Origin of the sequence: uncultured Collinsella sp. (genome assembly GCF_959026545.1) — a bacterium.
GTDB lineage: Bacteria > Actinomycetota > Coriobacteriia > Coriobacteriales > Coriobacteriaceae > Collinsella.
In genome coordinates this window covers 81088-99378 of the sequence record NZ_CAUFLV010000007.1, presented here as the reverse complement: position 1 = coordinate 99378, position 18291 = coordinate 81088, and the positions used below count along the sequence as shown (strand labels likewise).

General features: G+C 56.7%; 16 protein-coding genes. 13 read left to right on the top strand and 3 right to left on the bottom strand.

All coding sequences use genetic code 11. From position 1 onward, the window contains the following. Positions 1-50 precede the first annotated feature (50 nt). Positions 51-836: an acyltransferase gene (locus Q5Q88_RS05105; protein ID WP_302742121.1), complete on the top strand. Its 786-nt coding sequence runs from the start codon at positions 51-53 to the stop codon at positions 834-836. A 664-nt stretch (positions 837-1500) separates the two neighbouring features. Continuing rightward, positions 1501-1659, top strand: coding sequence for a hypothetical protein (locus tag Q5Q88_RS05100; RefSeq protein ID WP_302742120.1), 159 nt, complete (start codon positions 1501-1503; stop codon positions 1657-1659). A gap of 184 nt (positions 1660-1843) precedes the next feature. Here the strand turns inward: Q5Q88_RS05100 and Q5Q88_RS05095 are convergent, their stop codons facing one another. After that, the gene (locus Q5Q88_RS05095) at positions 1844-3190 is read right to left on the bottom strand and encodes a P-loop NTPase fold protein (RefSeq protein WP_302742119.1); all 1347 of its coding nucleotides are present in this window, start codon (positions 3188-3190) and stop codon (positions 1844-1846) included. Positions 3191-3525: 335 nt separating this feature from the next. On the opposite strand from Q5Q88_RS05095, the gene Q5Q88_RS05090 reads away from it, so the two are divergent. The 4 genes from Q5Q88_RS05090 to Q5Q88_RS05075 all read left to right on the top strand — a co-directional run bounded on the left by Q5Q88_RS05090 (position 3526) and on the right by Q5Q88_RS05075 (position 8173). Next, a complete protein-coding gene (locus Q5Q88_RS05090; protein ID WP_302742118.1) occupies positions 3526-4563 on the top strand; it encodes an Abi family protein in 1038 nt (345 codons plus the stop codon). Between the two features lie 2002 nt (positions 4564-6565). Further along, on the top strand, positions 6566-7396 hold the full coding sequence (locus tag Q5Q88_RS05085) for a hypothetical protein (RefSeq protein WP_302742117.1): 831 nt from the start codon (positions 6566-6568) through the stop codon (positions 7394-7396). Positions 7397-7584: 188 nt separating this feature from the next. After that, positions 7585-7878, top strand: coding sequence for a hypothetical protein (locus Q5Q88_RS05080; RefSeq protein WP_302742116.1), 294 nt, complete (start codon positions 7585-7587; stop codon positions 7876-7878). Between the two features lies 1 nt (position 7879). After that, the gene (locus Q5Q88_RS05075; RefSeq protein ID WP_302742115.1) at positions 7880-8173 is read left to right on the top strand and encodes a DUF2442 domain-containing protein; all 294 of its coding nucleotides are present in this window, start codon (positions 7880-7882) and stop codon (positions 8171-8173) included. Between the two features lie 76 nt (positions 8174-8249). Here the strand turns inward: Q5Q88_RS05075 and Q5Q88_RS05070 are convergent, their stop codons facing one another. Next, complete coding sequence (locus tag Q5Q88_RS05070; RefSeq protein ID WP_302742114.1) at positions 8250-8756, bottom strand: GNAT family N-acetyltransferase; 507 nt, start codon at positions 8754-8756, stop codon at positions 8250-8252. A 376-nt stretch (positions 8757-9132) separates the two neighbouring features. Between Q5Q88_RS05070 and Q5Q88_RS05065 the strand changes: the two genes are divergently transcribed. The 7 genes from Q5Q88_RS05065 to Q5Q88_RS05035 all read left to right on the top strand — a co-directional run bounded on the left by Q5Q88_RS05065 (position 9133) and on the right by Q5Q88_RS05035 (position 16781). Next, positions 9133-10563, top strand: coding sequence for a sensor histidine kinase (locus Q5Q88_RS05065; RefSeq protein ID WP_368076131.1), 1431 nt, complete (start codon positions 9133-9135; stop codon positions 10561-10563). Between the two features lie 350 nt (positions 10564-10913). After that, positions 10914-11798, top strand: coding sequence for a phosphate ABC transporter ATP-binding protein PstB (pstB, locus tag Q5Q88_RS05060; protein WP_302742113.1), 885 nt, complete (start codon positions 10914-10916; stop codon positions 11796-11798). Between the two features lie 31 nt (positions 11799-11829). Continuing rightward, entirely contained in the window at positions 11830-12507 is a 678-nt protein-coding gene (locus Q5Q88_RS05055) for a response regulator transcription factor (protein WP_118653413.1), read from the top strand. A gap of 33 nt (positions 12508-12540) precedes the next feature. Next, positions 12541-13983 carry an ATP-binding protein gene (locus Q5Q88_RS05050; RefSeq protein WP_302742112.1) on the top strand — a complete coding sequence of 481 codons (1443 nt, stop codon included), beginning with the start codon at positions 12541-12543 and terminating at the stop codon, positions 13981-13983. 149 nt (positions 13984-14132) lie between these two features. Then, positions 14133-14816, top strand: a complete 684-nt coding sequence (locus Q5Q88_RS05045) for a transaldolase family protein (RefSeq protein WP_302742111.1) — start codon at positions 14133-14135, stop codon at positions 14814-14816. Between the two features lie 176 nt (positions 14817-14992). Beyond that, entirely contained in the window at positions 14993-15835 is an 843-nt protein-coding gene (locus tag Q5Q88_RS05040) for a transketolase (protein ID WP_294158205.1), read from the top strand. A 4-nt stretch (positions 15836-15839) separates the two neighbouring features. Beyond that, complete coding sequence (locus Q5Q88_RS05035; RefSeq protein WP_302742110.1) at positions 15840-16781, top strand: transketolase family protein; 942 nt, start codon at positions 15840-15842, stop codon at positions 16779-16781. Between the two features lie 200 nt (positions 16782-16981). Here the strand turns inward: Q5Q88_RS05035 and Q5Q88_RS05030 are convergent, their stop codons facing one another. After that, positions 16982-17947 (bottom strand): hypothetical protein, encoded by a 966-nt coding sequence (locus Q5Q88_RS05030; protein ID WP_118653421.1) that lies wholly within the window; start codon positions 17945-17947, stop codon positions 16982-16984. Between the last annotated feature and the right edge of the window lie 344 nt (positions 17948-18291).

Below are 18291 nucleotides of genomic sequence, written 5' to 3'. Positions count from 1 at the left end.
ATATCGTCGTCGGTGTGGTCCTGGTCGGTTTTCTCATGAGGAGTTGATTCATGTCTAAGAGGCTATACGGACTCGACCTTTTGAAGACCATCGCGATGGTCTTCATTATTGGCTTGCACTTCAATTACCGGACTGGTGCGCTTTCAGATTTCGCTTTCACTGACGGTCGGTTCTATCCTGTGGGTATCTCCGAGGCAATCTTCTACGTCTCTGTAGACTGCTTTGTTTTGATTACTGGGTATTTTGGTATCGCGAAAGGAGAAGCGAGCATCAAGCGACTTGTGTCTTTGGTGCTTGTGGTGTGGTTCTACTCTTGGATGGGACTTGCGATTGGGCTTGCGGGAGGAGCCAGACCGACCCTCAGCCAAGTCATCATGTGCGTTCTGCCGTTCACTGCGGAACACTACTGGTTCATTGATGTCTATTTGATTCTCAGCCTGCTAATACCTTTCATTAACAAAGTTATCGCTGGTATTGATCGAAAGCACTATCGCGATATCTTGCTAGTCTGCCTCATCGGGTTTTCGGTGTTGCCATCGTTTGCACCGTTCGCCTCGGAGATTTTCTCGCTTGGCGGTGGGGCGAATATCGTCTGGTTCATTGTGCTCTACCTAATCGGAGGGTACCTGCGACTCTACAGTCCCTTTGAAAGGGTGTCAAACCATAGGCTCAGCGTTTGTTTCATTGGGTTATCACTTTTTACATTTTTCGTTAAGCTTGCTGCACAGATTGCTGTTGCCTTCGCGTTTCCTGGAAAGCACATCGGGGGGGGGGGCAACTGTATCACCACAATTCCATTACTGTTATCGCTGCGGCGTTGCTGCTCTTTACCATGATGCAACGGCTTAATATTGGCGATAAAGCCGGGAGAAAGATCAGTGCCACCGCTGCCTGCACATTCGGCATATACCTAGGTCATGAACACGAGTTGTTCAGGACGACTTTCTGGCAAGGTTTGGTTTCCTATCTTCCCACGTCGCCAGTTCTTTGGGTTATTGCGATGATCGGAGTAATAATCTGCGTATTCTGGTTTTTTCTCGCCATTGAAGCGGTCAGAAAAAAGCTATTTTCGGTTTTGAAAATCGGCGGGATGGAAAATAAGATAGCCGACTTTATTGAAAGGCGTGGACTGATGGTTTAGGTGGGCTTGCAGATAGTCTTGCCCCATGAGCTAGAAGACGTTCATGTCTAATGAGGATCTTCGATGGGGACGTTGCCGAAAAAGCTGGCGTAGATCTTCTTTCGGGATGGCTCATCGTTCGATTCTGTCTGCACGATAGAGGAATCCGCTTACTTCCTGTGTCGGCAAGTCTCACCTGGCCGCTTGAGTCCATTAGGCTGATGCTGGCCGATACTTCATTCTGATAGCTAAGGTGCACGTGGGGAATGTGATGCCGATCGCCCCCCGCTGTTCATTGCGTCATCCGCACCTCCACCGAGCGCCCCGAGGCGCTCGACAAGGCGTGCTTCACGCTCGCCGGCATCGACGAGCGCTGCCTGGTGAACGCCGTGCGCACCGCCGTGGCGCTGGACGCGGAGGGGTCGCTTCCCCAGGCGCCCGTGCCCGACTACTCCGACGAGAACGTGTCCACCAAGGTCGTGAAGATCATCCAGTCCTACACGGGCATCGTGGACAAGATGGTGTGGAGGAAGCGCTAGCAATTTCGGTAACTGCATGCTGCGTGCGACCGCCTTCGGACGGCTTGCCTTTGGTTGGGGATGACTGGAGGCGGGCCATCCGAAGGCGGTTCGTGTTTTGGTGGGGGTATGCGAGCGATACCTGCTTTGGGCAAGCTTTATTGGATGGGCACGCTGTGTTGCCAATACAAACCAGGTGCAGCGCTCACTCTCTTTCTATCATGGGTATCAAGCAGCCGTTCTCCACCTCATCGATCGTTTTGTATGCCGCATTCTTCTTGTCAAATTGATTAGTCCATCGTAGGGCGGCAACCGCGTCAATGAGCTCATCGATGCGGTTCTCGTCATCGACCATGCTCTGATAATCGCCAGGTTTGATGCAGTGGCGAAAAATTCCCACAAAGCAGTCCTTAATTCCTTTTGACCCTTTCACCTCTTTCGTGAAAACGGAATAGTCGCCTTTGTTTATGAGTCGATCGTAGGCAGCTGGATCGGACACTTGTATCCCGGCCACAACGGTGTCCATGAAGCTGACCCGAAAGACAGCCCCGTTCGTGCTCCGCGCATCGTCGAGGCGCTCCAATTTCGGCTTACATATGTCGATGAGGCGATTCGTTTCTCGTAGCGACATTTCGTGTGCCTCAACAATTGATTTGATGACCAAGCTTGATTGGAAGGTCGGATTCATATCCATATGTGTCAGATAGTCGTCCATATCTACCGTGCGGATTGGGAGCGTAATGTCGTAGAACTTGGATAGATAACGACTGCCGTTAAAGCCCGCCCCATATTGTCCTTCGATTACATGTGCAAGCTGTTTAGTGTTGAGAGAATACAGTACAACCACGTTATCCAGATCGAACAAGGCCTTGAGCTCCTCCAAGAGCCTGCAAGCGAATTTTGGCTCGCATCTGTCGAGCTCGTCGACGATGAGGAGCAACTTGCCTGCCCGTTCTTTGAGTACGAGATTTACGGCTTTGGCCACTGCGTCTCGTAAGCTTGATCGCTTTTTGAATGCGTCGAGTAGGTCCTCTGCTTTCATGGTCTGCGCTGCTTTATCAATCGCGGAGCCGAGTCCGGAGAAGCAATGATTGAATACTAACTCTATAAGTGCCTCAAGCGCCGTCTTTATCACTTTACGGTCCGACGGCTCGCACTCGAGGCGAACCTCGTCGGCTTCCGCTGCGAGCGTGCATGCAATTGACGCTAAGGGATCGTCCCAGTAGTCATAGCTCCAAGCGTTGTAGTAAACAGGCAGATAGTCACAATGCCACGAGGTATCGCCTTTGAATGCATTATCGGCAATCATATCAATCCCGGCTGGCAGTACGTCTGGGTAGGTATTTAGGGTATCTATGACGACCTTGAGAGATCTGACGAAGTATGTTTTCCCTGAACCCCAATCCCCATCGAGAAAGATTGAGAGCCCCTTGTCTATGTTCATCAGCAGGCGCAACATGTCCGTTATGTCCTGATTGCGTTTAAGCGAGTTACTCGATATGAGTCCAAGAAGTTCATCGTCGCCGGGATTGTAATTGGTTCGTTGCAACATTTTGGCCTCCTATTTATTTGGACGTTGTTGACTCATTTCTTCCCAGGAACAGAGGGTGTTAATCAAAAACAATGGTTGATATTCTCGTCTTGCATGCGATCACGCCTGAGTTTCTGATGTTGTCTTCAGTCGGGGACAATCGCACTTCCGATTTTCAAGCTCGTTGAGCTGATTCATGGATGAAGCTCTCGGACCTCTTGCCTCTTCGTTAGTGCGGCGTGCAAGCGGGTTCGGAAGTCATTGTGCGACCTGCACTCGCAACGCGAAATGAACAGGCATTCGGCCGCTTTGATTAATCTCCGTTGCTGAGCAGGCGCATGGGTAAAGGGGTATTATTGAAAGCCATCTCAGTGGCATCGGGCTGTCCGATCCCCCCATTCGTTCGTTTCCAAGGTAGTGATCGCATGGAAATAAAAACTCCCAAACCTTGGTTAACTGCCGAACAGCAGGTTGCGCATCTCGAGGCGGAAGGGGTTCGGTTCGAGATGGCCGATCGTTTCGAAGCGGAATCATATCTGAAGACAAACAACAACTTCTTTCGTATCAACCAATTCAAAAAGGGCTTTCCCCGGTATTGTGGGGGATTGCACAATGGGGAGTATATTCATCTTGATTTTGCGATGCTCAAGAACCTTGCAATCATCGACTATGAGTTTCGTCAAGTGCTCCTCTTGACAACGATGGATGTCGAGCATTTTGCAAAGATCAAGCTACTTAGTTATCTGGAGAAAAAGGGAGAAGACGGATATTCAATAGTTGCAGATTTTTTAGCTTCCAGGGATCGTGTTGGAAAAGATGGGGCAACTGTCATCAACCCCGTAAAGGTGGAAATAGATCGAGCAAAAGAAGGGTGCTACACAGGCGCGTTTGTTGACGGCTATCCAGGCTACGAATTTCCGGTCTGGGTGTTTGTTGAACTAATCCCCTTTGGCGTGTTTAATCAGTTTCTTCTCTTCGTGGCAAATAAGCATGATGACAAGAAATTGCGCAGCGCATTCTATCGGCTTCAGAGTGTCAAGTCGCTTCGTAACGCATGCGGACACAATAATTGCGTTCTAGATGATTTGAAAAGCGGTGAGCCGAAGTATCAGGTGGGCCATGAAGTTAAGAACGCGCTGCGCGCTGTTGGTTTTTCCGACCCAACGTTAAGAACGAAGATGAGTAACGATAGATTGCAGCAGATATCAACAGCGTTATATATGCATCATCGCATGGCGTCTTCTGGCGTGATTGCTGCAAAGGGGGAGCAGCTTCGTCATATCACGGATCGAATGTATAGGAATATTGATTACTACGAGAAAAACGATGTTGTTAGAAGCTCGTTCCAGTACTTTAAGAAGCTAGTTGACGCGTGGTATCCAGACGCATCGTGAAATGTGCGCTTTACGGCTCATGGTGATTTTCAAACTTGAGGCATGCGTTCAAGGGACGATGTTTTCGTGAAGGATATGAGGCGTAGTTTACTCCCCCTTTTAAGGTGGCATAGACTACGCAGTACTATACAAAAGCTCTTCGGGAGCTTTAAGGGTGATGCTTTCTCCGAGAGTGTTGCCCTTTTTTATGGTAGGAGATTCAGCGGCTCATTCGACGGTGGCGGAAATGGTTGATGGCCATCTATTTCACGCTCGGAACGTCGAGTTCGCCGTCATCGGGTGGCGGGATCTCATGCGTGCGGTTGGCTCGGTTCTACGTCTTGATCGGCATCGCCCCAAAATGGCGTCAGTGTGTATAGAACAGCCTCGATTCGCCTCTGCGCACATCGATATCCACTCGGATGCTGTCGGTCAGGTCGTTCCAGCGCTCAAGGAGATGCTGCTGATTGTCTTTCTCCCAGTGGCAAGCAGTTCTGGGCCGCTTTTTTGGGCGATTATTTCGCGTCGCGGGTACAGATCGTTTCGCGGTTTTCGTATCGGTGCGAGCGGTGCTTCCGTAGCGCTTGCCCCGGTCGCCGCGGTCGCTGGAGTTGAGCGGAAAGAGCGTCCTATCCGCGCCGCTGGCCCCAGGGGGTGCGGCCCTCATTGCGATTTCTACTCAATTATCAGTGACCATGATGCCCAAGAGGCGGTGACCATTTGGACCAGTAGGCCGATCCTTCATCCTTCAGAACGAGGGCAAGTGTAAGGTGCCGACTGATTCGTCGCTGCTGCTCGCAATAGGAGCGATGCCTTGGCCCGATGACGTTCGAGGTATACAGAGGGTCACTCGGTGAGGCAGTCCGAAGTGGCGGATGACTGAATATCGCCTTCGAGTTTCACCCCCCCTGTGTTCTATCCGATTCCTGTCTATGGTTCAGTCGTCATTTGCTGATGTCGCCGTTTCGCCACTCAAGAATTCTGGGCGTCTCGACAAACAGTCCGCGATTTCTGCATCGAATATTTCTCGTGCCCATTCGTATGCGGGCAGGCTGACAGAGCGAATGAGCTCAAGGGCATCTTGATAACGACCCTTGACGTTAACAAGTCTCAGATTATCCCGGTGGCATACCCTGTTTCGCAAAGACCTCATTCTCGAGAGTCTCAAGCCGATGTATGCGCGTGGGGATAGTTTTCAGCGTTCCTTTTTGGTCTTCGTATATTGGGGAACGCTTGGTACAAGACGTTCTTCCAGAGTCTCGCGCATTGGGCATCGCGTTTCCGAGCAGCTTCCCATGACTCCCGTTTTTCTGATTCTATGGGGGGCTGGGGGCTGAGTCCCGCAGGATTGCCAACCATATTTTTCCATGTTCCCAAGGTTGCATGGGAAATCATGTCATCGTGAGAAGCGACTTCCTGCCCTTCGTGGAGATACTGCTTGGCCCTCTTCTCCCATTCGGTGCGATGGACAAACGGAGCGAGCACGGGGGCACTTGAATATATATCGGAGCACGTAGTCCATGTATTCTCAAGGTCCTGGGCCATCCACCACTGGTTAATTGCGTTGCCCATGGAGTTGCGAACGATGATTTCCGCCAAACCGATAGGCTTTAATAATGCCTGCCCTAAATCGAGCTCCCATGCGCAAGCTTCCAGAGTCTCTCCAGCGTTATCGGCGGCATTGAGGACGATGGCGACACGAGCGCTTCCGAACAGGGGCTGTGCGTCTTTTGGCGAATAGGCGTCTGTGCGTTTGTCTTTCCGATAGCGTAAAGTTAGAATGCAGGCAAGACGGTCTTTAGACCGCGTTTCTTATACCGCACCCAGTGTTTACACTGGGTGCGGTTGGTTTATCAAAATATATGTCATACCTAATCTATTGGATACTCAAACCCGACTTTTGTTTAGGATGCCTTCGGCAAGAACGATCCGGTATATGTCCGTCTCCCTATGCAACATCGGGAACAGAGGCATAATTTCGAGAGAGCTTTAGATATGAGGATCGAGGGCTTCGGGGGACACAATGGAACGCTACCGTCTCGTCAAGGGCTTTGGTCGCCGGGAGTACAGAGAGGAATTCCTCAACGGCAGGCTCTACATGAACTCCCTGGGGTATTTTTGGAGTAATGGGAACGAAGCCCAGAGGGACGCCGCCGAAGGTTTGAGCCTCGAGATCGATCCGATGACTCTTGACGCATTGCCCATAGAGTTCAGAAGGGTGCAGATGCATTGCGCCCAAGTGTGCCCATCTGGTTTTGCCTCGTGCAATATCCTCTGCTTTGCCATGGATACCGTCAAGAACATCAATGGACTGCCGTGTATCGAGACCCTAGGGAACCCCCGCGAGCTCGGCGAGTATTTCATCGCAATCGATGATATCGATCAGTTTCTCAAACGGGTGATGTACGCGGCGGTTGCCCAAGGGGCGGAATACGCTTTCTCACCTGTGGCCTATGGGCCTCCCGCCCTGGCTGCCGGTCGGGATCTGGGCAATCATGTTCTGCTTGAAATGGAGGAAGCTCCGGGGGACGCCTTCTTTCCCGATGGGCTCCCGGGGACTTGTTTCGGGCCGTTCAAAAAGGCGGTGCAATACGCGTCGCAAAGAGAGTGGAGAATTGCGCTTTATCGTGAGTCAGCGGTTGCGGCCCCCTACGTTTTGGATATCGGGGACATAAGGGACATTGCTCACGAACTGCCATACGATGGCCTGTACATAGACGCCGAGATCGCCGCGCATAGCACGGCAGCGTGGGCATTTGCCCAAACCGGCGGAAACATTTCAAAGGAAGAGCTGACCCGGCGCTTTTACGAGTTGGGGAACCGGAAGGTTAAGATGTTCTGTACCGTGGGGTGAGGCACATGGGGCCGCTGCCGTGCCCCATGTGCATGAAGCCTGGTTCCAGGTCGATAATCATGTCCGCACGGCGTGCGAGAATTCTCACAACATGAATTGCTTGCAGGTACAGTTTGGGATCTGACTGAATGAGGGGTGTAAAATGGCTATATCGCAAATATCTAGAAAGGGGGCAAGAAGGCCCGGATTTGGCAAACGATTTATCTTTTCAATTCATGACCAATAACGCTTATCTCTATTCCATTGGTCCGTCTATTGCGCATGTGCTTGAGCAAGATTACCAGCAGCTTCTTCTGTGTAAGTTGGCAGAGTTGCAGGATTTAGCCCTTGAAGCGAAATTTGTATTCAAGGGCGACTTGGGTAAATCGTTGTCGTCGTTTATCGATAGCTATCACTCCCTTTTGTTTTCCATGTATCAGTACCAGATTGCATTAAAGCTGGAAAGCCCTTCGACAAGATTGAGCCGCTCGTGTAGGAGGTAGCATGTACATCATCGACGGCATCGCATATGCTGGGGAGCCCGTTGAGGGCATCGAGGTCTCCCATGCGCGGTATGTCGGCGAGCGCATCCTGCTCGTCACGTTCTCGACGGGGGAGACACGCCTGTTCGATGCCAGCTGCCTTTTATCCATGCCCGCCTTCGAGCCGCTTGAGGACGAGGACGTCCTCAAGGATTTCCGGCTCGAGCACGGCATCATGACATGGTGTGATGGCGACATAGACATTGCCCCCGAGGCGCTTTACGAGCGGAGTTTTGAATATCAGCAGGTCGCCTGACCGTTGCCATGTTTTATGTTCGCAAAGGGCAGCCGGCCTTCGATAATGGCGTCGCCCGCGTGCGCGCACCCTTCGCTCAGCGCTCTTCTTGCTCCAACGGCATCGTCATATGCCAATGCGTCTTACTCAGCCCGAGCCGCTCATAGAGCCGATGCGCATCGGTGCGGGACCTGTTTGAGCTCAATTCGAGCACTTCGCACCCGGCTTCGCGCGCGATGCGGAGGGCGCGCTGGACGAGTTTCGTGTCTATGCCGCCTCCGCGTGCCCGAGCGTCGACGACTAGTTCGCAGATCTCGGCAGTCGGGCACTCGTGGTGCAGATGCGCTTCGATTTTTAAGTTGATCACACCGGCGGGCAATCCCCCGGATTCGGCTATCAAGCAGGTATAGTTTGGATTATGGAGTTGTCTAGAGAAGCGTTGGAGGAACGAGGGGTAATCGAATTCCATCGCTTCGAGCTGGCACATCATGTTGTGGACAAACGCGGCGTCCGCTTCGGTTGCGGGGCGAATGATCACGTTGCCGCAGGCGGAGCCCGATTGCAGACGTTCCAAATTGTTCTGTGGTTTCAACCCATCTTCCATTGGCCCTCCAAATAGACGTACACTAAAGTAGTACATGCCGAGCATATGTGACGCGCTCTTGCGTATGCCGCCGAATGCGCTACGCGAGCCCCTTCTCGCGTCTGAACAGCTCCATCACGCGTTCGCCGACCTCCTCGACCAAGATCGAACGCGCGCCCACGGCTTCCGCCCCGCATCAAGGCACGCGGAGACTCGCCCCCACTTAATCCTCGCTTAATGTAGCCGCATGCCGATTGATGCGGGGCTGCATTGGTCATAATGGATGCAGGAATGTAATCATGGTCGCGCGCGATCATGCCACCTCGGGCGAGAGCGAGTGGCTATGTGGAACGACAAGCAGGCATCGAGGCGAGGGGGCCATTTGCCCGTGAACCCCATGACGGGTGCTCCGAATACGCGGACAGCCAACGTGGCGGACGCCGCCGCATCGCTTGACGCGACTCCAACGGGTTCTTCCGCTCCATCTCCCAAAGACGGAGCCAGAGTGGATGGATGCGGCTTTGGCACACCAGCCGCCAGCGCGCCACTCGCATCTGGCACCCGTGATCCGGCTTCCTCGCTTGCGGGGGACCGCACGTTCACCACGTCGAACGACTCCATGGACGAGCTCCTTGCCAAGATGCGCAACATTCTCGATAGCCGCCTGCTCTCCATCGTGGTACTCGTGCTGATATCGTTCTCGGTGGTGGCGGGCGAGAACTTCCCCGCCTTCCTTATCGTGGTCGTGGTGGGGTACATGCTCATCGACCGCTTTATCACGGCCCGCCGCGCAGTTACGCTCGGCGGCCTTGCGTGGTTCCTTGTCCTGTTCTTGGGCCGCCTGTTCACGATGGGCGCCGGCAGGCTTTTCATTGACCTCGACTACCTGTTCATGTTCTGTGGCTTCTTGCTCGCGCTCGCGGTGTGCGGCGTCTTTTTCGCCGGGCGCGCGATGTATTACATGGGGTACGACCGCGGCCAGGCGTTGGCAGATCGCGCGATCGCCGCGCATCTGGTCGACCGTCTCATTGAGCACCCCGAGAACGTGGCGAATCTTGACGGTACGTTTCTCGAGGTGGAGGGCGCTATCAACCGCGTGCGTAACCGCGAACGTCAGGTGGCGGATGCCCTGCGCGACGAGGCCCGCCGCAAAGACGACCTCGTTACCTATCTCGCGCACGACCTCAAAACGCCGCTGGCGAGCGTGGTGGGCTATCTCTCGCTTCTCGAGGAAGCACCCGACCTGCCCGTTGAGCAGCGCGCTCGCTTTACGGGCATCGCGCTCGACAAGGCGCACCGCCTGGATGCACTCATCGAGGAATTCTTCGACATCACGCGCTTCGACTTCCACGACATCGTGCTTACCCGCGGCTATGTTGACTTGGCGCTGCTGCTCGCGCAGGTCGCCGACGAATTCTATCCCATCCTCACCGAGCAAGGAAAATCAGTTGAGGTGGAGGCAACCGCGAGTCTCATCGTACTCATCGATGGCGACAAGATGGCGCGCGTGTTCAACAACGTGATGAAGAACGCGATTGCGTACAGCTACGAGGGGTCGACCATTCGGATCTTTGCCGAGCAGACGCCCGACAGCGTGGTCGTGCGCTTCGAAAACCAGGGTGACCCGATTCCCGCTCCCAAGCTCGGCATGATCTTCGAGAAGTTCTACCGGCTGGATGCCGCGCGCGCGACCAACCGCGGCGGCGCGGGGCTTGGCCTGGCGATCGCCAAGGAGATCGTCGCCGCGCATGGGGGCACCATTTCCTGCGCTTCCACGCCCGAGGCGACGGTTTTCACCATCGAGCTGCCTAACGAGTCGCGTGGTTAGCGTAGGTTAGATGAGCTTTTTCGTACAGAAATTGGATTTTGCGAAGTAGACAGATGCGGCACGCTGCGGCGAACTGCGGTTTTGTTGCCGCATCGCGCCCGTTGAGGCTGCTCTACTTTGCAAAATCGAAAAACAATACGAAAAAGCTCAAGAAGCTCCCGATCACAACTTCAATGCGGCGCCCGTTTCCAGATTGAGGTCCCCAGATTGAGGTTCAGAACCTTCCGATCGCGGCTCCTGCGGGTTCTTAACATCCACGCGTATCGCGAGGATGTTCCTTACAGGCTCCTTACATATGCCTTTCCGGCCTTTGAGGTGGACTCCGTATCATTCTGTGCGCTATGACGCTCATGTTGAGGAGGACCCAGGTGGATCGAACGTCTGAGGAAAGCGCCCTTGCCATGGCCCGCGCGGCCGAGGCGGCGGCATTGCGCGAGGTCGGCGCGCCCAAGATCGACCTGGGCGCTACCGTGCCCGTCCACCACGCCACGCGCCTTTCCGTGAGCCACGTCGACTTGTTTTACGGCGACCATCATGCGCTCAAGGACGTGTCCATCGATATTCCTGAGCGCGAGATCACCTCGTTTATCGGCCCGTCCGGCTGCGGAAAGTCCACGCTCCTGCGCTGCTTCAATCGCATGAACGACTACGTCAAGGATTGCCGCGTTGAGGGCTCCATCAAGCTCGATGGGCAAGACATCTACGACGGCTTCGACACCACCTTGTTGCGTCAGCGCGTGGGTATGGTCTTCCAGCATCCCAATCCGTTCCCCATGAGCATCTACGATAACGTGGCGTATGGTCCGCGCGGCATGGGTGTCAAGAGCCGTTCGGAGCTGGATGGCATAGTCGAGGAGTCCCTGCGTCGCGCCGCGCTGTGGGATGAGGTCAAGGACAAGCTGAAGTCGTCGGGCCTTGGTCTGTCTGGTGGACAGCAGCAGCGTCTGTGCATCGCGCGCGCGATCGCGGTCAAGCCGCAGGTTCTGCTTATGGACGAGCCCACGAGCGCACTCGACCCCATTTCCACGGTGCAGGTTGAGCAGCTGGCGATGGAACTTAAGCAGGATTACACCTTGGTAGTGGTGACGCACAACATGCAGCAGGCATCGCGCATCTCCGACTCTGTGGCGTTCTTCCTGTTGGGTGAGCTGGTTGAGCATGGCACCACCGCGCAGATCTTTAAAGCTCCGCGCGATCAACGCACGGCGGACTACCTCACCGGCCGATTTGGGTAAAATCCACCAATAGGCGAGAGGAGCCGTTCCTATGATTTACTACGTCGAGGACGATGACAATATTCGGGGGCTCACCCTCTATGCGCTGCGCCAGCAGGGGATAGAGGCTGAGGGGTTCGCATCGGACAGCGAGTTCAAGGCTGCCGTTGCGCGTCGCGTCCCCGATGCGGTTCTGCTCGACATCATGCTGCCCGACACCGATGGCCTCGAGATCATGCGGCGCCTGCGCGCCGACCAGGCCACCGCGACGGTTCCCATCATGATGCTCACCGCCAAAGATTCCGAACTCGACAAGGTCGTGGCGCTCGATGGCGGCGCGGATGACTACCTCACCAAACCGTTCTCCCTCATGGAGCTCACGAGCCGCTGCCGCGCCCTGTTGCGCCGCGGCGGCATGTCCAATCGTCCCGCGCCCGAGACGCTCTCCGTGGGCGGCATCGAGCTTTCCCCCAGCCATCGCGTGGTGCGCGTTGAGGGACAGGAACTCAAGCTCACGTTGCGCGAGTTCGACCTGCTCGAGTACCTTATGCGCAAGCCCGGCGTGGTCTTTACGCGCGAGTCTCTTTTGCGCAGCGTGTGGGGCTGGGACTTTGACGGCGGCTCGCGCACGGTCGACGTGCATGTGCAGACGCTCCGTCAAAAGCTGGGCGATTACGCCGATCGCATCGAGACGGTGCGCGGCGTGGGCTATCGTTTGGCAGACCTGTAAATGATGCCTCGATGTGGTCGCGTGAGTTCGCGCGTGACCAAACGTTCGCTTTCCAAGCGCGTGTTCGCCACGATGCTCACCATGTCCCTCATCACGATCGCGGTGTTTGCCCTGGCGCTCACCTTGTTCATGCAAAAGCGCCTGGTTGATTCGACATCCGAGGAGCTGGCCAGCGAGGCGCGCGTTGTGGCGGCCTCCCTCAACAGCTCTCCAAGCTATGTCGGCATGCTTAGGCGTCTGCAGCAGGACGATACGCGCATCACGCTCGTGGGGCGGGACGGCGACGTGCTGTACGACACCGATATCGACGAGAGCAAGATGGGGGATCACGGGGATCGCCCCGAGATCGAGGCGGCGTTTGAGACCGGCAGCGGTTCGGCCGACCGTTCCAGCTCGACTTTGGGCGAGGTCATGCTGTATGAGGCGGTTCGTTTGGCGGACGGCAGCGTGGTGCGCTTGGCAAAGGGCGAGGCGGGCTACCTGTCTGTTCTCTGGTCGCTTGCCGGACCCGTGGCGATTTTGACCGCCGTCGGCATCGTAGTCTCCGTCGCCGTGGCGCGCCGTGAATCCAGGCGCATCATCGATCCGCTGCTCGAGGTGGACCTCGATCACCCCCAACGCAATGCACAAAACGCCTACGCCGAAATGGAGCCCATGTTGGAGCGTATTGAGACCCAGCGCCAAGAGCTCAAGCGCCAGGTGCGTGTGCTCGCCAACAATGATCGCATGCGCCGCGAGTTCACGGCGAACATCACTCACGAACTCAAGACGCCCCTCACCACGGTTTCTGGCTACGCGGAACTTATCGCCAACGGCATGGTGACCGATGAGGCGGATCTGCTCGACTTTGGACGTCGTATTTACAACGAGGCGGGAAGGCTCACTTCCCTTGTGAATGACATCCTCACCTTGTCCAACCTGGACGAGGCGGAGCGCTCCGAGGACGGTGCCGCGTCGGCGACGCTGGGCACGCGCGAGCCCATCGACGTGCCGCGCACGCTTGACGGCATCGCCCAGCGCTTGGAGCAAGTCGCCCAGCGCGCGGACGTGCGGATTGAGCTGGCGTGCGAGCCTGCCATGGTGGTGGGTGTTCCGCGGCTCATCGACGAGCTTGCGTACAATTTGGCGAGCAATGCCATACGCTACAACCGTCCCGGCGGCGTTGTGACGCTCTCGTGCGGCGTTGAGCAAGTCGGCGGATCGGATGCAGATGAGGCCTCGGGGCTCTTTGCGCCGTACATCTGCGTTGCCGACACGGGTATTGGTATCGCCGCTGAGGAGCAGGGCAAGATCTTTGAACGGTTCTACCGCGTGGACAAAAGCCGTTCCAAGGCTCGCGGCGGCACGGGATTGGGTCTCGCCATTGTCAAGCACGCCGCGGCGTATCACGGCGCGCGCATCGAATTGGATAGCGAGCTTGGCCGCGGCACCAGCATATCCGTGCACTTTCCGGTGCAGGAGCTGCCGGAGCTGTAAAGCAACCGCCCGTGCGGGAGCCCGCTGGCGGGCCGGCTATGTAAATTCTCGACCGCTTGTCGATGCCAAAACGCTTTAGCCTCAAAACGCTTGCGACGCAGCTTTTATACTGTGCTTTGTGTCGCACGATGCCGCGAGAAGGGTTTGAGATGAAGTTCTTTATCGACACGGCAGATCTCGAGGAAATCGCCGAGGCCAAAAGTTGGGGCTGCTTGGCGGGCGTGACCACCAACCCCAGTCTCTATGCCAAAACGGGTGGTAAGCTCGAGGACTTCGAGCCGCACATGCTCAAGATCGCCGAGCTGTGTGAGGGCTTGCCCGTCTCGGCAGAGGCGACGGCGAACACTGCGGAGGGCATGGTCGAGCAGGGCCGCCGCCTTTCTGCGCTCGCACCGAACATCGTGGTCAAGCTCCCCATTTGCGAAGCGGGCCTGGCTGCATGCCGTACCCTTGCGGACGAGGGCGTGCGCGTGAACATGACGCTCATCTTCTCCGCGACGCAGGCGCTTTTGGCTGCCAACGCCGGCGCCCGCTACGTGTCGCCGTTCGTTGGCCGTTACGACGACATCGCGCTCGACGGCCTTGCTCAGCTCGGGGACATCGTGACGTGCATCAAGAATTACGATTGGTCGGGCAAGAATCCGGACAGTCGAGTTGAGATCATCACCGCTTCCGTGCGCACGCCCAACCACGTGACGCAGGCGGCGCTCATGGGAGCGGATATTGCCACCGTGCCCATGAAAGCCCTCAAAAAATGCCTGCATCACCCGCTTACCGACGCCGGGCTTGCCGCTTTTGAAGCGGATTGGGAGCGGGTTGCATCTGCTCGCTAGGTCCTTTCGCTTGATTCTCAAAACGTCTTGTGGTCAAGCGTTTTATCGCAGGTAGATGTCTCAATTTCACATTGTAAGGTTTTGAATTTACCGTTTGCTTTCGACCCTCCGCCACGTCCTGCCGCTATGATTACCCTGGTAACGCGCCACCGCTCACATGCAAGGAGGCATTGTCCATGAGCGATGAGGAACTCATCCAGATTGCCAATGAAGTTAGAAAGGGGGTCGTGGTCGGAACGCATGCCGCCAAGTCCGGCCATCCCGGCGGCTCCCTCGGCTCAGCCGATATCATCACGTATCTGTATTTTGAGGAGATGAACATCGACCCGAGCGACCCGCGCCGCGCGGATCGCGACCGGTTCGTCCTCTCCAAGGGTCACTGCGCCCCTGCCCTGTATTCCGTGCTCGCCGAGCGCGGGTTCTTCCCCAAAGATGATCTTGAGACCCTGCGCCATGTTGGTAGCCACTTGCAGGGCCATCCCAACATGAACGACACTCCCGGCGTCGACATGTCCACTGGCTCGCTGGGTCAGGGCATCTCCGCCGCGGTGGGCATGGCGCTCGCCGCCAAGCACTGGGGCGATGCGTATCGTACGTTCTGCCTGCTGGGCGATGGCGAGATCGAGGAAGGCCAGGTGTGGGAGGCTGCGATGTTCGCCGGCAACCACCATCTCGACAACCTCGTGCTCATCGTCGACCACAACGGCCTGCAGATCGACGGCAGCATCGAGGAGGTCAACTCCGCGATGCCCATTGCCAACAAGTTCGAGGCCTTTGGCTTCCACGTCATCGAACTCGCCGACGGCAACGACATGGCGCAGGTGCGCGCTGCGTTCCAGGCTGCTCGCGAGGTGAGCGGCAAACCCGTGTGCATCGTCGCCGAGACGGTCAAGGGCAAGGGCGTCTCCTTCATGGAGGGCCAGGTGGGCTGGCATGGCAAGGCCCCCAACGACGAGCAGTTCGAGCAGGCAATGGCCGAGCTTGATGCCCGCGCGGCCGAGCTCGCGAAGGAGGCGTAAGGCAATGGCAGACGTTAAGAGGATCGCCACGCGTATGAGCTACGGCGAGGCGCTGGTCGAGCTCGGTGCGGAGCACGATGACTTCGTGGTGTTTGACGCCGACCTTGCCGCGGCGACGCAGACGGGCAAGTTCAAGGCCGCCTACCCCGACCGTTTCTACAATGCCGGCATCGCCGAGGGCAACATGATGGGCCTCGCCGCGGGTGTTGCCACCACGGGCCGCGTTGCGTTCGCGAGCTCGTTTGCGATGTTCGCCGCAGGCCGTGCGTTCGAGCAGATTCGCAACTCGATCGGCTATCCGCATCTCAACGTGAAGATCGGCGCCACGCATGCCGGCATCTCGGTGGGCGAGGACGGAGCCACGCACCAGTGCAACGAGGACATCGCCCTCATGCGCACCATTCCCGGCATGACGGTCGTGGTTCCCGCCGACGACGTGGAGGCCCGTGCCGCCACGCGTTGCGCCTATGCGACGGACGGCCCCTTCTACCTGCGCTTTGGCCGTCTTGCTGCGCCGGTGATCAACGACCCTGATACCTACGAGTTCGAGCTCGGCCGTGCCGTCGTCATGCACGAGGGCACCGATGTGTCCATCGTCGCCTGCGGCCTCATGGTGTCCGCCGCGCTTGAGGCCGCAGAGGCCCTTGCGGCGGAGGGAATCTCCGCCGAGGTCGTCAACATGCACACCATCAAGCCGCTCGACTCGGAGGCACTCGTCGCTTCCGCTTCCAAGACCGGCCACGTGGTGACGGTTGAGGAGCACTCCATTATGGGTGGCCTTGGTGAGGCGTGCGCGGCCGTTTTGGGCGAGCAGTGCCCGGTGCCCATGCGCCGTGTTGGCGTTCGCGACACGTTCGGCGAGTCCGGCCCGGCGCTGGAGCTTTTGGACAAGTACGGCCTCAACGCCGAGGGTGTTGCCGCCACTGTGCGCGAGGTGCTTGCGTAGAGGGTCCGCTCCCGCCTTCACGCCGACATGCGATGAAACGCGGTGCCGCTTGACGCGGTGCCGCGTTTTTCATTGGTGCGAAATCGCATGCTCGATTGGCTGGGATTCTCATGCTCGATCGGTGGGGCTCGCATCTTCGATTGGCGCGGCGCCGCACTTTCGACAGCAAAGCTCGCGGTGCCGCGCATCCGCGACCCCCGTCAGAATTCGTTGCCTCCATATCTGGTTACGGTCGGCATGAGCTGCATTCGCAAAATCTTTTGGAGCGTATGGAATCCGCTGGTGCGAATGCGCTTGCGAGAGCCCAGGGCGCGGAACAGATCGTCGGTGAACTGCTGGAATAGGTGCTCATCGACAAGATCCTCGTACCACACGTTCAAGATGGTGAATCCGGAGCCGACGATTTTGTTTTGTCGCCGCGCATCCCGCCCTGCCGCCTCTATGGAGTGGAACTCCTTTCCTTGGTATTCAAGGCCGACGCGCTGCCGGGTGAACCCGATGTCGACGCGCCGCCTCCCGACGGGCGTCGCGACGGGATGGTTCATCGAGATGGGACCGAGACCTAGACCGCCCATCGTGGTGGGCAGCGAGACAAGCATGGCCAGGACGGTCTCCATAGGGGAGTTTGACAGGCCGTTCACGTATTTGAGCAAATTACGCGCCCGCTTGATGCCGGTGACCCTGTGGATGGAGTCGGTGAGCCTGCCGATTTTCTCGGTTGATGTAAGCGGTTTCTCGGTGCACGTGAGGCCGTCCCACGAATCATCGAGAACATAGGTGCCGCAAAGCTCATATCCCAAGCTGATGATATCGAAGTTGCTCCAGGTGTTGTCGCCCGCAATCTGGATGAAGGAGAGTTCGGGACTCACCGTCCAGAACGATCGGTCGATTTTTATGAGCGACCGAGGAGGAAGAGGGCGGTAGCATGCCGTGACTTGGGTATCTTGACGTTGGTTGTATCCGCGGTTTCCATCGACGAGAACGTGATATGGCTTGCTCACGATGCCGTGGACGGTCATGTCATCAGCCAGGAGCTGCCGCGGCGGAACTGACAGGCCGGTGACCTGGCCGGTCCTCGGCTTGTCGAGCAGCGTCGGGATGAGGCGTTTGCTCGATCGGTAGAGTTCGAGTGCGGAGGCGCCGCACGCGCAGACAACTTTCTCCATGCATAGACGATACGCTCTTTTCTGCATTTCGGCGCATTTTTGCCAAAGTGGTCAAAAAACTACTTCATACAGTATTTCTTGTCTCTTTTTGTCGTTGGCTGGGCGTCGAGTGCATCACGGTTGATGCATGGGCGGCACACTGCTGTGCATTTCTTCATAAGTGACGGGTTTTACGGCCATTTCGATTTAGAGACGCGATGCAACGTAATTACAAATACTGTATGAATATAAATCGTGACCGCAATTGGCCGCAGCGAGCATCGAACGGTGAGGCCTGCTCTCCACGGGGTGCCAATAGCCCGCAGGTGACGGGCTGAGACTTCAGGATGCCAATTGTGTCATCT